15 protein-coding genes are annotated in these 16049 nt (G+C 35.6%); 7 read left to right on the top strand and 8 right to left on the bottom strand.

Going from position 1 to position 16049, the window contains the following annotated elements; translation table 11 throughout:
• Positions 1–185: 185 nt before the first annotated feature.
• Positions 186–1514 carry a serine hydrolase gene (locus tag GQ45_RS03195; protein ID WP_047415045.1) on the bottom strand — a complete coding sequence of 443 codons (1329 nt, stop codon included), beginning with the start codon at positions 1512–1514 and terminating at the stop codon, positions 186–188.
• A 100-nt stretch (positions 1515–1614) separates the two neighbouring features.
• Here GQ45_RS03195 and GQ45_RS03190 point away from each other — a divergent pair, with 100 nt between their 5' ends.
• The 3 genes from GQ45_RS03190 to GQ45_RS03180 all read left to right on the top strand — a co-directional run bounded on the left by GQ45_RS03190 (position 1615) and on the right by GQ45_RS03180 (position 4637).
• Entirely contained in the window at positions 1615–2076 is a 462-nt protein-coding gene (locus GQ45_RS03190; RefSeq protein WP_047415043.1) for a 3D domain-containing protein, read from the top strand.
• A 190-nt stretch (positions 2077–2266) separates the two neighbouring features.
• A complete protein-coding gene (locus GQ45_RS03185) occupies positions 2267–2926 on the top strand; it encodes a peptidoglycan recognition family protein (RefSeq protein WP_047415041.1) in 660 nt (219 codons plus the stop codon).
• A gap of 220 nt (positions 2927–3146) precedes the next feature.
• On the top strand, positions 3147–4637 hold the full coding sequence (locus GQ45_RS03180) for a M14 metallopeptidase family protein (protein WP_047415039.1): 1491 nt from the start codon (positions 3147–3149) through the stop codon (positions 4635–4637).
• A gap of 3 nt (positions 4638–4640) precedes the next feature.
• Here the strand turns inward: GQ45_RS03180 and GQ45_RS17960 are convergent, their stop codons facing one another.
• The 3 genes from GQ45_RS17960 to GQ45_RS03170 all read right to left on the bottom strand — a co-directional run bounded on the left by GQ45_RS17960 (position 4641) and on the right by GQ45_RS03170 (position 7085).
• A complete protein-coding gene (locus tag GQ45_RS17960) occupies positions 4641–4811 on the bottom strand; it encodes a hypothetical protein (RefSeq protein WP_156125339.1) in 171 nt (56 codons plus the stop codon).
• A gap of 208 nt (positions 4812–5019) precedes the next feature.
• Entirely contained in the window at positions 5020–5847 is an 828-nt protein-coding gene (locus GQ45_RS03175) for an OmpA family protein (RefSeq protein ID WP_047415037.1), read from the bottom strand.
• A 137-nt stretch (positions 5848–5984) separates the two neighbouring features.
• On the bottom strand, positions 5985–7085 hold the full coding sequence (locus GQ45_RS03170; protein ID WP_081980958.1) for a VWA domain-containing protein: 1101 nt from the start codon (positions 7083–7085) through the stop codon (positions 5985–5987).
• A gap of 230 nt (positions 7086–7315) precedes the next feature.
• Here GQ45_RS03170 and GQ45_RS03165 point away from each other — a divergent pair, with 230 nt between their 5' ends.
• From GQ45_RS03165 to GQ45_RS03150, 4 genes are read left to right on the top strand one after another with little or no spacing between them, the layout of a single operon-like run.
• The gene (locus GQ45_RS03165) at positions 7316–7777 is read left to right on the top strand and encodes a (2Fe-2S)-binding protein (RefSeq protein WP_047415033.1); all 462 of its coding nucleotides are present in this window, start codon (positions 7316–7318) and stop codon (positions 7775–7777) included.
• Positions 7778–7801: 24 nt separating this feature from the next.
• Positions 7802–9964, top strand: a complete 2163-nt coding sequence (locus GQ45_RS03160) for a xanthine dehydrogenase family protein molybdopterin-binding subunit (RefSeq protein WP_047415031.1) — start codon at positions 7802–7804, stop codon at positions 9962–9964.
• Between the two features lie 27 nt (positions 9965–9991).
• Positions 9992–11002 (top strand): XdhC family protein, encoded by a 1011-nt coding sequence (locus GQ45_RS03155; RefSeq protein ID WP_047415029.1) that lies wholly within the window; start codon positions 9992–9994, stop codon positions 11000–11002.
• An 8-nt stretch (positions 11003–11010) separates the two neighbouring features.
• A complete protein-coding gene (locus GQ45_RS03150; protein ID WP_197056903.1) occupies positions 11011–11595 on the top strand; it encodes an NTP transferase domain-containing protein in 585 nt (194 codons plus the stop codon).
• Between the two features lie 54 nt (positions 11596–11649).
• On the opposite strand, the gene GQ45_RS03145 is transcribed toward GQ45_RS03150, so the two are convergent.
• From GQ45_RS03145 to GQ45_RS03130, 4 genes are all read right to left on the bottom strand, one after another.
• On the bottom strand, positions 11650–12060 hold the full coding sequence (locus GQ45_RS03145; RefSeq protein WP_047415025.1) for a hypothetical protein: 411 nt from the start codon (positions 12058–12060) through the stop codon (positions 11650–11652).
• Between the two features lie 201 nt (positions 12061–12261).
• A complete protein-coding gene (locus GQ45_RS03140; RefSeq protein ID WP_047415023.1) occupies positions 12262–13938 on the bottom strand; it encodes a hypothetical protein in 1677 nt (558 codons plus the stop codon).
• Between the two features lie 121 nt (positions 13939–14059).
• Positions 14060–14905, bottom strand: a complete 846-nt coding sequence (locus GQ45_RS03135; RefSeq protein ID WP_047415021.1) for a formate/nitrite transporter family protein — start codon at positions 14903–14905, stop codon at positions 14060–14062.
• 158 nt (positions 14906–15063) lie between these two features.
• Positions 15064–16035, bottom strand: a complete 972-nt coding sequence (locus GQ45_RS03130) for an alpha/beta fold hydrolase (RefSeq protein ID WP_047415019.1) — start codon at positions 16033–16035, stop codon at positions 15064–15066.
• Between the last annotated feature and the right edge of the window lie 14 nt (positions 16036–16049).

Raw genomic sequence — 16049 nt, 5'->3', positions numbered from 1 at the left:
TAGCTCATATATGTGGTTTATTCCTTGAATTCTGATATTTACTAGGGTGGGTTATTATCCTATTCAACAATTACTGATACAAAAAATTGATACCTACAAATAGTTGGCCATTGTTTTTCAAAAAACTTATAATTTCGTGAAGCTAGTTTTTACATAACATGATCTGAACAGGTATTCGGCGTATGTTAATGAATAGCGCTGATAATTTCACTTAAAAAAGTATTCATATCGAACTCGGGTTCTTCAGAGAGTCCGGTTCTAACGATGACTAAATCTTTAGAGGGAATAATAAAAATACGCTGACCTTGAAAACCATTTGCAGAAAACATGTCTCTAGGTACATCTGGATATTTGCCTTCAGCATTTAACCAAAAATGACCTCCATAGGTACCCTTAGAATGTGCAGTAGGTTTGGTGATGTACTTCACCCATTTTTCATCAAACAACTGTTCGCCATTCCAAAGACCTTTATTTAAGTAAAGGATACCAAATTTAGCCCAATCACGAGTATTTGCCCAGGCATAAGACGAGCCTACATAATTACCAGCCATATCGGCTTCAAGCAACATAGAATGCATTCCAATTTTATCAATTAATTGGGCATAAGGAAAATCTAAATATTCCTGAGTTGTTTTAAACTGTTTTCTTAAAATTCCAGTCAGTAAGTTCGAGGTGCCTGAAGAATAATTCCAAACCTCGGTTGGTTTTGCTATAGCCTCTTTCTCGGCTTGTGCCGTAGTCATATCTGTTGCTAAAAAAAGCATTTTCGTAACGTCTGAAATTTTGGTGTAGTCTTCCTCCCAAGCTAATCCGCTTTGCATCCGCAGTAAATGATTTAAAGTGATGTTTTTACGTTCATCATTTTGCCATGCTACAACTGGCGCCGGACTATTTAAATCTATACGGCCTTGGTACTCTAAAATGCCATAAAGTGTAGCCATAATACTTTTGGTAGTGGACCAACCTAAAATAGGTGTATTTTTATCAAATCCATTTAAATATTTTTCAGCTATAATTCGGTTTTTATGATACACCAGAACCGTCCTCGTTTTTTTAATTTCTGGATCCGAAAAACTATTGGCAATAGCTGCATTTAGTTTAGGATAGTTTACATTTTCGTAGACAGTATCTTTAGGCATGGTATCCCCGTAGGGAAAAGCTAAGTTGTTCTTAAAAATATTTCTATTAGGTTTTAAATAGGGCTTTGTGCTATCAAAATCTTCGTTAACAAGCACACAACCTAAGCCTTCTCGATACACACTTGTGCGTTTCATAAGTCCGTAAACACTGCCTGTAGCACTATTTTCAGAAACACTTACTTCAGCTAATTTCACCAATGGGATATCATTATCCGTATCGCGAACAGCCTCGGGGCTCCTATCGGCAATAAATACGCTTGAGGCCATATTTTTAGAGGCAAAGCCTGAGATTAAATTTAGCTTTGGATAATTGAAATAAGCGATAATCGCAACTGCAACAACCAATATAAATAGTATTCTTTTGATAATTTTCATCAATCTGTATTTTTAATTTTGATAAATATACTCAATTAGCTAAAATGAAATCTACAAAAGCTTTTTTTATAAGACATTAAAATAACGTACTTTAGATGATATGATACGTAAGCTTTCTACAGGATTCATTAAATTTTTAGGCCTTTTTCTCTGGCTTGTTTTTGGTATCAGTTGTGCGGAGCAAGAAAAACAAAAATTAGACCTTCACGATTGGCAATCCTTACAGGTTACAGTGACGGCGTATAATTCATTGCCTTCACAAACCACAGCCATTAACCCTTCAATTGCCGCTTGGGGCGATACCCTTAGACCTGGCATGAAAGTTATAGCTGTTTCTCGTGATTTAATGAGAAATGGTTTGGCGTACAATACCATGGTTAGGATTGATACCTTTCCCGATACTTTTCTGGTGAAAGATAAAATGCACTATAGACATCGAAATAAAATTGATGTATACATGGGAAAAGATAAAAAAATGGCCAGAGAATGGGGAAGAAAAAAACTAACTATTTTTTATTTAACAGAAAAAGATTCTAGTAGTGTACAGGATCCTAAAAAATAGAATAGAATTTTAAAATTAGCGCCACAAATATAATCTCTTGGTATGGCCTATAGTCGTTTTATTTGGGTACCACTTTGCTCCATAATAAAATCCTTAATTATGAAGGTACTTCGCTATTTTTTAGGAACTAAAATTGTTTAAATTAGCTATTCCTTTTTAGCCATAGGAACCGATATGACAAGATTGATATATGGATAAACCAGCCGTTTTTTTAGTACTATTTTTTTTAATAGCCTCCTGTGGGATAGAAAAAAAAATTGTGGATAAACCCATTATTTTCAATGAAGAAAGAGAACAATTAACCAAAGAATATTTATTAAATAGGTATGATATAACTCAAGATCATATAGAAATTGTTCCTAAAATAATTGTATTACATTGGACAGCAATTGCTAGCCTTGAAAAATCATATGAGGCTTTTTATGAAACAAAACTACCAAATTGGCGGCCTGACTTAGAAAATGTTAGTGGGCTTAACGTGTCTTCCCATTTTTTAATTGGTCAAAATGGTACTATTTATAGATTGATGCCAGAAACTCTTATGGCACGTCACGTAATTGGCTTAAACCATGCGGCAATAGGCATAGAAAATGTTGGAGGCACTGAAGATACCCCTCTAACTAGAGCCCAATTAAAAGCGAATATTAAACTTGTAAAATATTTAAATTCGAAATACGATATTGAGTATGTGATAGGTCATTATGAATACACTAATTTTGTGGGACACGAGCTTTGGTTAGAAAAAAATGAGAACTATAGAACCACCAAAACAGATCCAGGAGAATGGTTTATGAAAAAAGTTCGCAAAGCCACTAAAAAATTAGAGTTTAGACAAGTGCCGACAAATTAAAACTTTAGGGCGCCTTTATGAAGTGCATTCAAAAGTCGCTTAGGCAGATCCATAAATCCAGATTTTAATGGATAGGTTGGTACTTTATTATTTTTACATCAAAAAATTCAAAACGCGATGACAAATCTTAGCTCAAACAACTCAGCGTCTCTTTAAAAATTGCAAGAAATAAAAAAACAATAGTTCTACTATAGTCCAACAAAACAAAACTTAAAAAACCATGAAAAAAATAGTTTTCATCTTAAGCTTGACCATCATAACAAGCCTATCATGTCAGGAAAAAGTAATTTCTTCTGATCCAAAAAGTGATATCACTTCAGCATTATATGATACTTACGATAAATTTAAAGAACCATCTTTAAATAAAAGAAGAATAAAACATGACGATATTCAAGCCTTAATACAACAATTTAAAACTAAGGAAGGATATACAGTGAAAAACGTAGGTACCTCCATAGAAGGGCGTTCATTATCTCTAATCAGCGTAGGGTCTGGAGCTACTAGTGTTTTTCTATGGTCTCAAATGCATGGTGATGAACCAACGGCTACGCAGGCTATTTTCGATATTTTAAATTTTCTAGAAAGTGATGATTTTAAGACTGAAAAAGAAGACATATTAAGCAACGTGACACTTCATTTTTTGCCCATGCTAAACCCCGATGGAGCAGAAATATTTACAAGAAGAAATACCTTAGGCATTGATATTAATCGTGATGCTCTTGATTTGCAATCTCCAGAAGGAAGAACCTTAAAGAAGGTTCGTGATAGTTTAGATGCTGATTTTGGATTTAATTTACACGATCAAAGTACCTACTACAACGCGGAAAATACAAATAAACCAGCAACGGTTTCCTATTTAGCGCCCGCTTTTAATTACGAAAAAGATATCAATGAGGTGCGTGGCAATGCGATGAAAATTATTGTTTTTATGAATAGTATTATTCAAAAATATGCTCCAGGGCAAGTGGGCAGGTATAATGATGATTTTGAGCCTAGAGCTTTTGGAGATAATATTCAAAAATGGGGGACAAGTGCCATATTAATTGAATCTGGAGGGTATTATAGAGATGCTGAAAAGCAAGAAATCAGAAAATTAAATTATGTATCTATTTTATCTGCTATTTATACAATTTCAAACGGTAGTTATAAAAATATTGACATTGTTGATTACGAAAAAATTCCTGAGAACGACAGGAAATTATTCGATTTAAAAATTGAAAATCTTAGTTATTCCTTATTAGGAGAAATCTATACGCTAGATTTGGGAATTCATAGAAATGAAATAGATAAAAAAGGAAATGCTGATTTTTGGTATCGAAGCACAATTTCTGATCAAGGCGATTTATCTACATTTTACGGGTACGATACTTTCAATGCAAAGGGATATACCGTAAAAGCAGGGAAAGTTTATCCAAAAATTTTAAAAACAAGTTCAGAGTTCTTGCAACTTGATGCTATGCAACTTTTAAAGAAAGGCTTTGTGTATGTACCCGTTGAAACAATACCGAAAGATTTAGTAGCTTCTCCATTACCAGTACATATGGTAACAACAAAGTTTAAAGCAGCTGAAAATTTGCGATTAAATGTTGGTATAAACCCAACATTTTTCTTAGAAAAAAATGGCGTATTAGAATATGCTGTGGTCAATGGATTTCTTATCCATTTATTGGAGAAAGAAGGCTTTTTTAAAAATGCATTAATTATAAAATAAAAATTAATTATTGTAAAGGTAACCATAATTGACTACCGTCGTTGCGCCATCCTTTAAAAGCATGATTAGCGTAATTAGTATTAAACTAATGACGCTTAGCAAAATAGCGATAGCAAGGGCTTTTAACCAGGAAGGCATTCCTTGTAACACACTTTGTTCTATTAATTGATTCATGACATACATAACTCATAATTTTAAATGTTCTTCTATAGCGGTTTTGGATGGTTATGTTCCTAAAAAAGACTTAGGGTTCCTTTGTAATATAACAATTTAAAGGCTAAAAACCCTACTTAGATCAATTTATTTTTAATGCCGTGTTGGTATAAAAAAAACAGGACTGCAAAATTGCAGCCCTGTTTTAGCATAGTTTTATAGTTGTTTTTTACAAGGTATCAGAATCTAATAAGGCAAAAAACTTATCTAAATTAGGAATAATAACAATTTTAGTTCTTCTATTCTTAGACCTATTTTCTTTAGAATCGTTTTCAACTAAGGGCATAAAACTACTACGCCCTGCGGCAATCATTTTTTCTGGCGCAACATTGTATTTATTTTGAAGCAAACGCACTACAGAGGTAGCTCTTTTGACACTTAAATCCCAATTATCTTGAAACATTGGTGTGTTAATAGTTTTGGCATCTGTGTGACCTTCTACCATTACTTCCATACTAGGCTCAGAGTTAATAACTTCTGCAATTTTCTGAAGAATGGTGTTTGCCTTTGAACTCAACTGATAACTTCCGCTATTGAAAAGTAATTTATCCGAAATATTAATCATCACGACTGTTTTGTCAATATTGATATTGACATCATCTTCGTCATCAGCAATAGATTTTTTAAGATTGTAAGATATAGCAACATTAATAGAATCTTCTAAAGTAGTCGCATTGGCTAAAAGAGCCGGATCTACCTTACTTAATGTTTTTCTCATCTTTCCTTTCGTGTTATTACTCATAACAGCAACATCATTAACAGAAGTTAGTTGATTGTCATTAATTTCTTTTAAAGAGTTGATTTTTTCATTGTAGTCCGCTACTCGTGCCTCAATTTTAGCCATTTTTGACTCTAAGTCTTCTTTTTCAACTTGAGTTTTCGTTAATCTACTTTTAGTGTCATTTAAGTCAGACTCTAATGCCACGTATTTTTTCTTGGAGACACAAGAACTAAATACGACTAGGCTTACTACGGCAATAATTGATAATCTTTTCATTTTTTTAATTTTAAATAAATTCAAATTTTAGGTATTCTCTAGAACTATTTACGATGAAATGATAAAAAAAGACGTTCAACTACAAAAAAAAGGCTATTCTCACGAATAGCCTTTTTTATTTTGTCTTAAAAAGTGATTTACTCACAACCACCTGTAAAGCCATTGGCACTAAACTTAGTTTGGACCGCACCCTTCTTTCCATTGGCGTTCACCTCGATGACTAGATTATTATCTCCACTACCATCGCGCTTTGGACTGCAATATTCAAAAAGATAAAAACTGTTAGCACGTTGAGACACTAATTGAGAGATATTATTAAAGGTAGTTTCTAATTCGGCCTTGTTCCCCGCAAAAACACTTGCTGTTTTTCCAATACTCTTTAAAACATCCGTATTAATTTCGCCACCTAAACCAATGCTAAAGAACGATATATTTAAGTTCGCGTTCTTCACTTTATCTAAGGCTGCCTTTTCGGTAAAACGTGAAGCCTGATCCGTACCATCCGTAAAAATAACAACGGATGCTGCGCCAATCACATCTCTATTTTTGGTTTCGTTAATTAATTTTTCAGCAATATCCGTGGCTTTAATCACTGCCCCGTATAAATCAGTGGAAGGATCTTTACTTATAGTATCTGTAATGCCATTAATAGCAGAGACTAACTGATCTTTAGAAGAGGTAAGTGCATTTAATAAGTGTAATTTATTTTCTCCATCAAACCAATAAATAGCCATTTTAACAGCAGGGCTTTCGGTGCTTGGCATCACGTTATTGATAAAACTTACGGAGGCTGTTTTTAATTCCTGTAAACTACTACTTAGTACACTATTACTTAAATCTAAAACTAATAAAGTATTATTATTAAAAATCTGTGCATTTGGTGAAATTCTTTCTTTTGACTCAGAAGTAGAAATTCTATTGAAACAAGCATCGTTTCTTCCTTGCTCATAGATCGTAAATTGGCTTGCCGTTAATCCAGATATAGGATTTCCATCGGTGTCTGATACCCTAAAAAACACCGATACCTTGCCAGGTAAGGTCGTAAATTGATCTTGTATCGATAGTGTAAGTTGGTTTGTGCCTAAATCTAGACATTTATCTACAGGTTTTCCTTGCCCTAAGTCAGTGCCAGTTGTATTTCCTCCTCCGTTAAAAAAAACATCATCCTCGGCGTTTCCGCAGGAAATAAGAAAAATAAGGCTTAAAGCATATAAGAGCGATTTCATATTTAATTTCATTTTCATCTATTTAATAGTTCAAGAGTTTAACGCTTATTTTAAAACAAAATTATAATTGTTTTGAATAAAAAATGTTAAACAATGTTAATACTAATGCTATTTTCATCTTTCTAAATTATCGTTTAATGTTAAAGCATAGCGATTTCTATGAAATAAGTCATAATTTCCTAAATATTTTCAATATCTTGCTAAGGCTAAATTAATATATTCTCACTAAAAAAAATGAAATCATGCCAACATACACATTGAGTTTAAACGGTAAAACTACCAGCGTTGAAGCTAGCGAAGATGCTCCATTATTATGGGTTTTACGCGATCATTTAGATCTTGTAGGCACTAAATATGGTTGTGGAATTGCGCAATGTGGTTCTTGTACCGTACATTTAGATGGAAGTGCTGTTCGAAGTTGTAGTATCACTATGGCACAAGTAGAGGGTAAAGAAGTCACTACCATCGAAGGTTTATCTGAAGATGGTTCGCATCCTGTTCAAGAAGCATGGAAAGAAGTTGACGTTCCACAATGTGGCTATTGTCAATCAGGACAAATGATGACAGCAGCGGCATTTTTAAAAACCAATACGTCTCCATCAGAACAAGAAATTAAAAATGCCATGCATGGCAACATTTGCCGTTGTGCAGCTTATACCAGAATACATCAAGCGGTAGCAGTAGCTGCTAAGAAAATGGTTTAATATTTCAACTTAAAAAAAAGTACTATGTCATCCTCAATACGTTTTAATAGAAGAGCTTTTATAAGAACATCAAGTTTAGCCAGTGGTGGATTGTTAATCGGTTTTAATTTTTTTACAGCTTGTAAAGATAATGTTACCCCACCTATTGATATTTCAAAATTAAATTTCAATGATTTTAATGCCTTTATAAAAATCGCGGACAACGGCATGGTCACTTTATTCTCTCCCAATCCAGAAATTGGGCAAGGAGTAAAAACTTCTATGCCTATGCTTATCGCAGAAGAGTTAGATGTTGCTTGGGATAACGTGTTTGTACAACAAGGACTTTTAGATACTGATAATTACAAAAATCAATTTGCGGGGGGGAGTAATTCTATTCGCCTAGCTTGGGAGCCTTTTAGGCAAACAGGAGCTACCGCTCGCCAAATGTTAATCAATGCCGCCGCCGCAAAATGGGGTGTTGATGCCAGTGAATGTACTACCAGCGAAGGTGTTATTACGAATGCAAAAGGAGAAACATTAGGTTATGGTGATGTCGTCAAAGAAGCGGCACAATTAGAAGTTCCCGATAATGTGGCTTTAAAAGATGTTGCCGATTTTAAAATAATTGGCACGGATGCAAGAAACGTTGATATTGATAAAATTATTACGGGCAAACCTCTTTTTGGTCTAGATTATAAGACCGAGGGAATGGTTTATGCTTCTGTGTTGAGACCTCCCGCTTTTGGTCAAAAATTAGCGTCTTTCGATGCCGAAGAGGCCAAAGCAGTTGCAGGAGTTTTAGATGTGATTTCTTTTGAAGATAAAATAGCGGTTTTAGCTAAAGATACTTGGACCGCAATGAAGGCGAAAAAAGCACTTAAAGCAGAATGGTTAACTGATACAAACTTAGAAAGTACCGAAGATCACGACAGCTTATTAATGAATTTACTGGATGGAAATTCCTTTAAAACCCTTCGGAAAGACGGTGATATCACTAAGGCTTTTGCAGGAGCAGATATGGTTTTAGAGCGCACTTACGAGTCGCCTTTTTTACCACACAATTGCATGGAACCGATGAACTTTTTTGCCTATGTCACTGCTGAAAAAATTCATTTAGTAGGGCCCATTCAAACTCCAGAAGGCACAGCCAAAGGAATTGCAGCAAAGTTAGAACGTCCTTTTGAAGACGTTCATTTAGAAATGACAAGGATGGGTGGTGGCTTTGGAAGACGTTTGTATGGCGATTTTGCGGTAGAAGCAGCACAAATTGCAAATCTTTCAAAATTACCTGTAAAAGTGGTTTTCTCCAGAGAAGATGACATGACCGATGGAATTTATCGTCCTGCCATCAAATACAGAATTAAAGCCTCTGTTAAAGATGGCGTAATAACAGGTTATCAGCTTAAAGAGGCGGCTATCAACAGCAACATGTACGGCTTAATCCCTAATTTTTTTCCGGCTGGATCCATAGAAAATTATCAGGTCGATGTGGCTAATTATCAAAGTAATATAACTACGGGCGCATGGCGCGCACCTTACACTAACTTTTTGGCCTTTGCAGAGCAAAGTTTTTTTGATGAATTAGCAGAATCTATGCAAGTAGATAAAATTCAGTTGCGTTTAGATTTACTCGAAAAAGTTAAAGGCACTACAGACGAGCGCATTCAGTATTCTCCAGAACGGATGCAAGCGGTCATAAAAAAAGCAGTAAAAGAGTCAGATTGGGGTAAAAATAAGGCAAATACCTACCAAGGTTTTGCGGCCTATTATTGTCATAATACACACGTGGCAGAAGTGGCAGATGTTCAAATTGAAAATGGAATGCCTGTTGTTAAAAAAGTGACTTGTGTTGTTGATTGTGGTATTGTGGTAAATCCCCTAGGGGCAAAAAACCAAATACAAGGGGGTATTATTGATGGCATTGGTCATGCGATGTATGGCGATTTTTCGTTTACAGAAGGTAAACCCAATGCTCAAAATTTTGATAGGTATCGCTTGATTAGAATGAATGAAATTCCTGAAATTGATGTTCATTTAATGGAGAATAGTTTTGAACCAACAGGACTAGGTGAACCAACGTTACCGCCGGCAGGAGCGGCTGTGGCTAATGCTTTTAAAGCGGCTACAGGGAAACGATTATTGAATCAGCCTTTTTCAAAATATCCAGAATTACTCAAAGCAATGCCACAGGAAATTATTGGGTAATTTTGAACATTTCGAAAGAATTTTTACATGACGCATGAGTTTATACAGTTGGTAGAACAACACCAACTAGCTAAAAAAAATGGCCTAAAATCGCTTTTAGTAACTGTTGTCGCCCTTGATGGTTCATCCTATCGGAAACCAGGCGTTCGCATGTTGTTATTAGAGAATGGAAACATGGTAGGTGCCGTTAGCGGGGGTTGTGTAGAAAAGGAAATCATACGACAGGCAGCCAGCGTTTTCGAACTTGATATTCCTAAAATTATGACTTATGACGGTCGCTTTCGTTTGGGTTGTGAAGGAATTCTGTACATTTTGATAGAACCTTTTGCCCCAAGTGAATTGTTTATAAGTACTTTCAACACTACTATTAAGGATAGAATACATTTTAAAATTTCCTCCTTTTATAAAAAGGAAGACCTCAGTGAAATTGGTTTTGGAACTAGAGTACAGTTTCAGACAACAACACTTCCTGTAAGTATAAAACATGCCGTAAATACAGAGCTAAAAGTTTTTGAACAACGCATGTTACCGTGTTTTAGACTGCTAATTTTTGGTACTGAACATGATGCGGTACAATTATGCAGTTTTGCAAGCCATTTAGGTTGGGACGTACATGTCATTGCGCATCCTTTGGAAGAAAAAACAATAGAAAATTTTCCAGGTATTTCGAAATTAGTAGTGCTACCCCCAGACCAGTACCAAGGTACAGACATAGACAATCAGACAGCCATTGTGTTGATGAATCACAGCTACGCCAAAGATCTATTGTTTTTAATGGCATTAAAAGATACCACACCCGCTTATATTGGTTTGTTGGGTTCTTCAAAGCGACGCGAGAAGCTTCTAGCAGATCTTTTAGAGCAAGCCATGGAGGTTAACCCCAGTTTTTTTGATGTACTACATGGCCCAGCAGGGCTTAATTTAGGTGCCATTAGCGCTCAGGAAATAGCAGTTTCTATTTTGTCAGAAATATTAGCAGTCACGAGAGATCAAGTGCCAAAATCTTTAAAAGATAAGAATAAAGGAATTTTGGACTAATGCAAAAAGTGGCTATTTTAATTTTAGCAGCAGGTACTTCTTCTAGAATGAAGGATAGGGTGAAGCAATTACTACCCTGGCAGAACACCACCTTGTTTGGTCAGGCAATAGCCCAAGCTAAAAAAGTAACTAAACACCATGTCTTTGTCGTTTTAGGCGCTAACGCAGCCCTTATTAAACCGCATATCAAGGGAGAGGAAATCACAATTTTTGAACATGAACATTGGAAAAATGGTTTAGGCTCCTCCATTGCTTTTGGAGTTACTCATTTAAGTAGTCTAAATTTTTACGACGCGGTTCTTCTAATTTTAGCAGATCAGCCTTTAATAGACGCCCAATATCTAAAGGGAATGCTAAGGGAGTATGAAGCCGATACCACAAAAATAGTCGCTACGAAATACCCAAATAACAATGGTGTGCCTGCAATTTTTGCTAAGGAATATTTTGATGACTTAGTAAACTTAACTGGAGATACAGGGGCCAAATATCTCATAAACACCAAAAATGTAGTCTGTTTCGATCCCAAAGAAAAATCGGTAGATATTGATACTTGGGAGGAGTATGAAAGGCTAAGAAACAACTTTAAGGTCTAGGTGTTATAAACAACATAGCACTCATCAAATACCCTATTTAAAGAAAAATGGACTTTAGCCCTCATCTTTTGATTTGAATAGCCATACGAAAACTAGTAGAAAAAAAATAAAAAACAGCCAATCGTTGAGGCCATACATAGCATAAAACAATCCTGCCATGGTATCTTGTTCAAATACGTCTGAAATGCGATGATTATAAAGCCAAAAACTCCAAACGCAGCCATAAATTAATTTTTCCAAAGCAAAAACGCCAACAAGCCATTTTACGTGATGATAATTTTTTGCAACAGCCATATAGGCTAATCCCCAAATCAGAATCATGACTAAGCCAAAATTAGACATTACCTCAGGGTCAAATTCATGAATTGTTGAATTCGTAAAGAATCTGGAAAAGATTAAAACTGAGGCATTCATGCATCCGGCAATAATAAACCCTTTGCTAATAGTGGCATTTTTTATGCTCATATTTTAATTTTTAAGTTTAAGGTAAAATTTATGTATGATTTTTTACACTAGCTGTGTTTTTGAAGTACCTAGATAGGAAAAATAAAAATGGCTTATTGCTGTTCAGATATCAAAACATACTTTAGGCTTTTATTTCTATAACTTCTAAAGCGTACAGCTCTTTTACTTTTTTAAGCCTGGATTAAAATCGGATATGTTTTTTCAATTTGTAATCCTCTTCAATGGCTCATTTGAGCCCGTCATTTCCCAATTTACTAAGGAAATAGGAATGTTCCCAATACTATTTAGTGTATCAAAAAAATCTTTCAAATGAAAGGGTTGAGCCTTTACTTCTTGAAGCCTAGCATAATCAGCCAATGTATTTTCTAATAAATATTTACCTGTTATGTAGCTAGTTCCATACCCAGGTTGTCGTAAATATAAATGTTGCTCAAAAATGAGTAATTCTTTTTCAGTTTTCATCCAGCCGCGAGGGGTATATTCGCTGTGAATGCCCCCAGCTTGCTCCATGGTCATTTCATTGGCATGGGCATATAAGGAACCTAAACCTCGGGCTGCCCGTTGGGCTATCATGATGTATACAATCTCTTTGGTTCTTGGGCTATCATCGTAAAGGCCAGCTTGCATAAACATTTCTTCCACCGCAGTGGCCGTCCCTTCATTTCTAGAATCGAAAATATTATAAAGTAAGGGACCTTTTCTTATTTCACTTTTGTGTGGCTCAAGGTCCATACGGGCTAATTCAAACCAATGGTAAAAATGAGAATATAAAGGTCTAGGATCGAAGTGTTCGCCGATCAAAAAGAAGTTTCGATTTTCACTCGGCACATAAGCACCCAAATGCTCCCGTAAGGCAGGATCAAAATAGGGTTTTACTGTAATGATATCTTGTTGCTCTAAAAAATTAATTAAACTTTTGGCAGCGGCATCTGCCATTGTATCATAAGCTTCCGGGGAGCCTGCATCGACCAATTCGGGTAGGTTTCTATTTCTGTGCTCCTCTAATTTCAACGAAGACCATGCGCGCGCAAGCTCACGTTTTAGAAGCATCACCTCATCATTCCAAGTTAAAGGAACTAAGTGTACATTTTGCAAATACCAGGTATAATTGTCTTTCCCTATCCCTGAAGGACCATCTTTAGAATGAGACTCATCCTTGAGCCAAGAAACAAAATCATTTGTAGACCTTATGGCTTCATCGATACTTGCCATTATTTCGGCATCATCTTTTATATCAGCTTGTTTTTTTAAGGCGTTGAGTACATCACGCTGCGATTGAATATCCCTTATTCCAGTAATCCATAAATCTCTAGCGTTGCCTGTTAGGTTAATTTTGGCTTGAGTATTTAAGGGTGCAATGGTTTTTAGATCTGTTAAGAATCTTTGTCTTTCTTGGGCGGACAAGGGAAAAGTATATGTCCATAGTTCTGTAGTACCATGATGTGTGGGACCCTCGTGAGCTGGTACATCACTTCTTTCAGACCATACCGATTTATAAAAAGCAGGATCACGAGTCCAAGGTTTTAAAATACGATGATTAAAATCATAGCCATTCATTTCGGCCCAGACGAGCATCCAATCTACTTTATTTTCTACAGACCACTTCGTTGTATCAATGCCTTGCAATCGCGATTGTAATTCTTTAAACCCTGGCCATCGTTTGTCAAAGGTTTCGACAGTATAGTCCGGAGCCGTATCCCGTAATGGTGGTTTTTCAAAGGTTCTCCAATCCTTAAATAAGGCTACTAAATCTGCATAATCTTTCGTTGTAAATTTTTCTGTATTGGATTGGTTTTCTTTATTTTTTTCTTCCATTTTGGTTTGACAACTCATCATCATCACAACTAAAAGAAGGAGTATAGCATTGGTTAATTTCATGATGTACTTTTTTTCTTGATTATAATTGTAGTCCTCTACTTTTTTTAAGGCGATTTAACCCGGTAGCTCGCCTAAACTCAATTTTTGCTCACACTGAGAGCGAATACCTATAGGTATCAATTTATTTAGCATAATTAGATTCAAAAACCCGATACTTGAAAAGTCCTACTACTATGGCACCGCCAATGCCATTGCCCAGTAAGGCTAACAATAGAAACAACAGATAATCTAAAATGGTGATGGCATCTGAATATAAAAAGGCTCCAAATACCTCGATATTACCTACAATGCTATGATGAAAACCTCCAAAGCCGATAACGCCTGTGATCATCAAAATTAAAACAATACGGGTAAGTGAATTTTTGGTACTGTTCAATAACCAATTCAATAAGCCCATTAACCAGCCGGCAACAATAGCACTTAAAAAAAGAACCCATGAATCTGGTTTTAGTACGTGCTCACCTATAGTGACCATGGTGTCATGTGTAAATAAACCTAAATGCGGCCCAAGAACCCCAATAAACAGTGTAAAGACAATACCACCAATAACATTTCCAAGGATCACTAGACCCCAGATACGTAATAACTCCCAAATAGTTCGTTGACCATTGAGTACTGGTAAAGCTAATACAGAAGTTTGTTCGGTAAAAAGTGCTGATTTCCCCAAAACCACTAAAATAAAACCAACGGGATATACAACACTGAACAATTTGAAAATACTATCCTCTTGGATTTTTCCAGATAACAAGTAGTAGAGCGTACTAATCAAGAGATAGCTGATCCCTATTTCAAGACCTGCAATAAGAGCACTTAAGCTAATTGCTTTATTTTTAATTTTAAAAATTTCTTCACCCTCATGAATCACACGACTCAAAATATCACGGTACTTGGTACCACTATCAACTTCGTTAGATGTTTTCTCTAAATCTTTTTGATGTTTTTCTTGATCTTTACTTTCAGTTTTCATAAAATTTGGTGAAGATTATTTTGCATTTAATTTTTGGATGCACCCCATGCTAGATTTTGCCTTGTAAAAGGTAATGTAATTTTTTTTAAAAGAGCTTTATAAGCTTTATATTTCTTGCCACAAATTCTCGTCATGGTTAGAGGGTAGTTTAGCTTGTGCTAGTCTTTGTGATTCTCGCTATGCTGTTTATTTATAAAATTAATTACTGGAATTAAACTCTCAAACGGACTCTCCTCCATTGGCGTATGGCCTGTATTGTTCAATATCACCAGTGTATCATTTGGTAAATCTTCCTGAAATTTATAGGCGTACTCTACAGGTATTAATAAATCTTTTTCACCCCATAGGATAAGTGTTGGTTGTTGTATGTCTTTGATTTTGGTAAGGGAACTGCCATCTACCGACATTTTAAACCTATCGACGAAAGCTTGTCGGTTACCCGCTCTAAGCGTGAGTTCAAAGTACCTATCAACCAGTGAATCAGTAACTTTTAAGGTGTTAAAATATACGTTTTCAACACTAGCTCTAACTAAAAAACGTGGTGTAACATAGGTAAGTAATTTATTTAGTACTGGAGTTTTTGCCACCTTGAAGGCGACTGGCTCGCTCTTTGATTTTTTAGGGTAGCCTGCCGCATCAATTAAAATTAATTTAGCCACGGTATTGGGTTGCTCAAGGGTAAAATTCCAGGCTATCTGACCTCCTAGAGAATTTCCTATCAGGATACATTTTTTAATACCTAAAGCGATCAAAAAATCTTTTAGAAAAACAGTATAATTTGTCATGGAATAGTTGTGATCAGGAAAAGAACCTGTTAATCCGTAAGCAGGAAGGTCCATCCGGATCACTCTATTGGTCTTCTTTAAGCGTTCTGCCCAAACATCAAATGTATGTAAACTAGAGCCTGTTCCATGTATTAGCACTAATGGAATAGGGTCCGACGGATCACCTTCATCGCGAAAATGAACATCCATACCATGTACAGCTATGAATGAAGAAGCCTTATTGGCATACTTTGGTTTTAAATCATTTAGTGGAATATCACGATGACCGAACAATAGAATAATGGCTGTGCTGCTGATTAGGATACATAGTAAAAGGACCTTTACAGTTTTAATGACATACTTCATTTAGTTCATTTTTT

This window comes from Cellulophaga sp. Hel_I_12 (assembly GCF_000799565.1).
In the GTDB taxonomy this organism is placed as follows: Bacteria; Bacteroidota; Bacteroidia; order Flavobacteriales; family Flavobacteriaceae; genus Cellulophaga.
Note: the sequence above shows the minus strand (reverse complement) of the source record. Positions and strands in the feature narration are given on the sequence as shown.

What these genes read in the sequence shown, in the direction of transcription:
- GQ45_RS03195 (WP_047415045.1), bottom strand. Translation starts at nt 1,514, where the DNA reads ATGAAAATTATCAAAAGAATACTATTTATATTGGTTGTTGCAGTTGCG.
- GQ45_RS03190 (WP_047415043.1), top strand. Translation starts at nt 1,615, where the DNA reads ATGATACGTAAGCTTTCTACAGGATTCATTAAATTTTTAGGCCTTTTT.
- GQ45_RS03185 (WP_047415041.1), top strand. Translation starts at nt 2,267, where the DNA reads ATGGATAAACCAGCCGTTTTTTTAGTACTATTTTTTTTAATAGCCTCC.
- GQ45_RS03180 (WP_047415039.1), top strand. Translation starts at nt 3,147, where the DNA reads ATGAAAAAAATAGTTTTCATCTTAAGCTTGACCATCATAACAAGCCTA.
- GQ45_RS17960 (WP_156125339.1), bottom strand. Translation starts at nt 4,811, where the DNA reads ATGAATCAATTAATAGAACAAAGTGTGTTACAAGGAATGCCTTCCTGG.
- GQ45_RS03175 (WP_047415037.1), bottom strand. Translation starts at nt 5,847, where the DNA reads ATGAAAAGATTATCAATTATTGCCGTAGTAAGCCTAGTCGTATTTAGT.
- GQ45_RS03170 (WP_081980958.1), bottom strand. Translation starts at nt 7,085, where the DNA reads ATGAAATTAAATATGAAATCGCTCTTATATGCTTTAAGCCTTATTTTT.
- GQ45_RS03165 (WP_047415033.1), top strand. Translation starts at nt 7,316, where the DNA reads ATGCCAACATACACATTGAGTTTAAACGGTAAAACTACCAGCGTTGAA.
- GQ45_RS03160 (WP_047415031.1), top strand. Translation starts at nt 7,802, where the DNA reads ATGTCATCCTCAATACGTTTTAATAGAAGAGCTTTTATAAGAACATCA.
- GQ45_RS03155 (WP_047415029.1), top strand. Translation starts at nt 9,992, where the DNA reads ATGACGCATGAGTTTATACAGTTGGTAGAACAACACCAACTAGCTAAA.
- GQ45_RS03145 (WP_047415025.1), bottom strand. Translation starts at nt 12,060, where the DNA reads ATGAGCATAAAAAATGCCACTATTAGCAAAGGGTTTATTATTGCCGGA.
- GQ45_RS03140 (WP_047415023.1), bottom strand. Translation starts at nt 13,938, where the DNA reads ATGAAATTAACCAATGCTATACTCCTTCTTTTAGTTGTGATGATGATG.
- GQ45_RS03135 (WP_047415021.1), bottom strand. Translation starts at nt 14,905, where the DNA reads ATGAAAACTGAAAGTAAAGATCAAGAAAAACATCAAAAAGATTTAGAG.
- GQ45_RS03130 (WP_047415019.1), bottom strand. Translation starts at nt 16,035, where the DNA reads ATGAAGTATGTCATTAAAACTGTAAAGGTCCTTTTACTATGTATCCTA.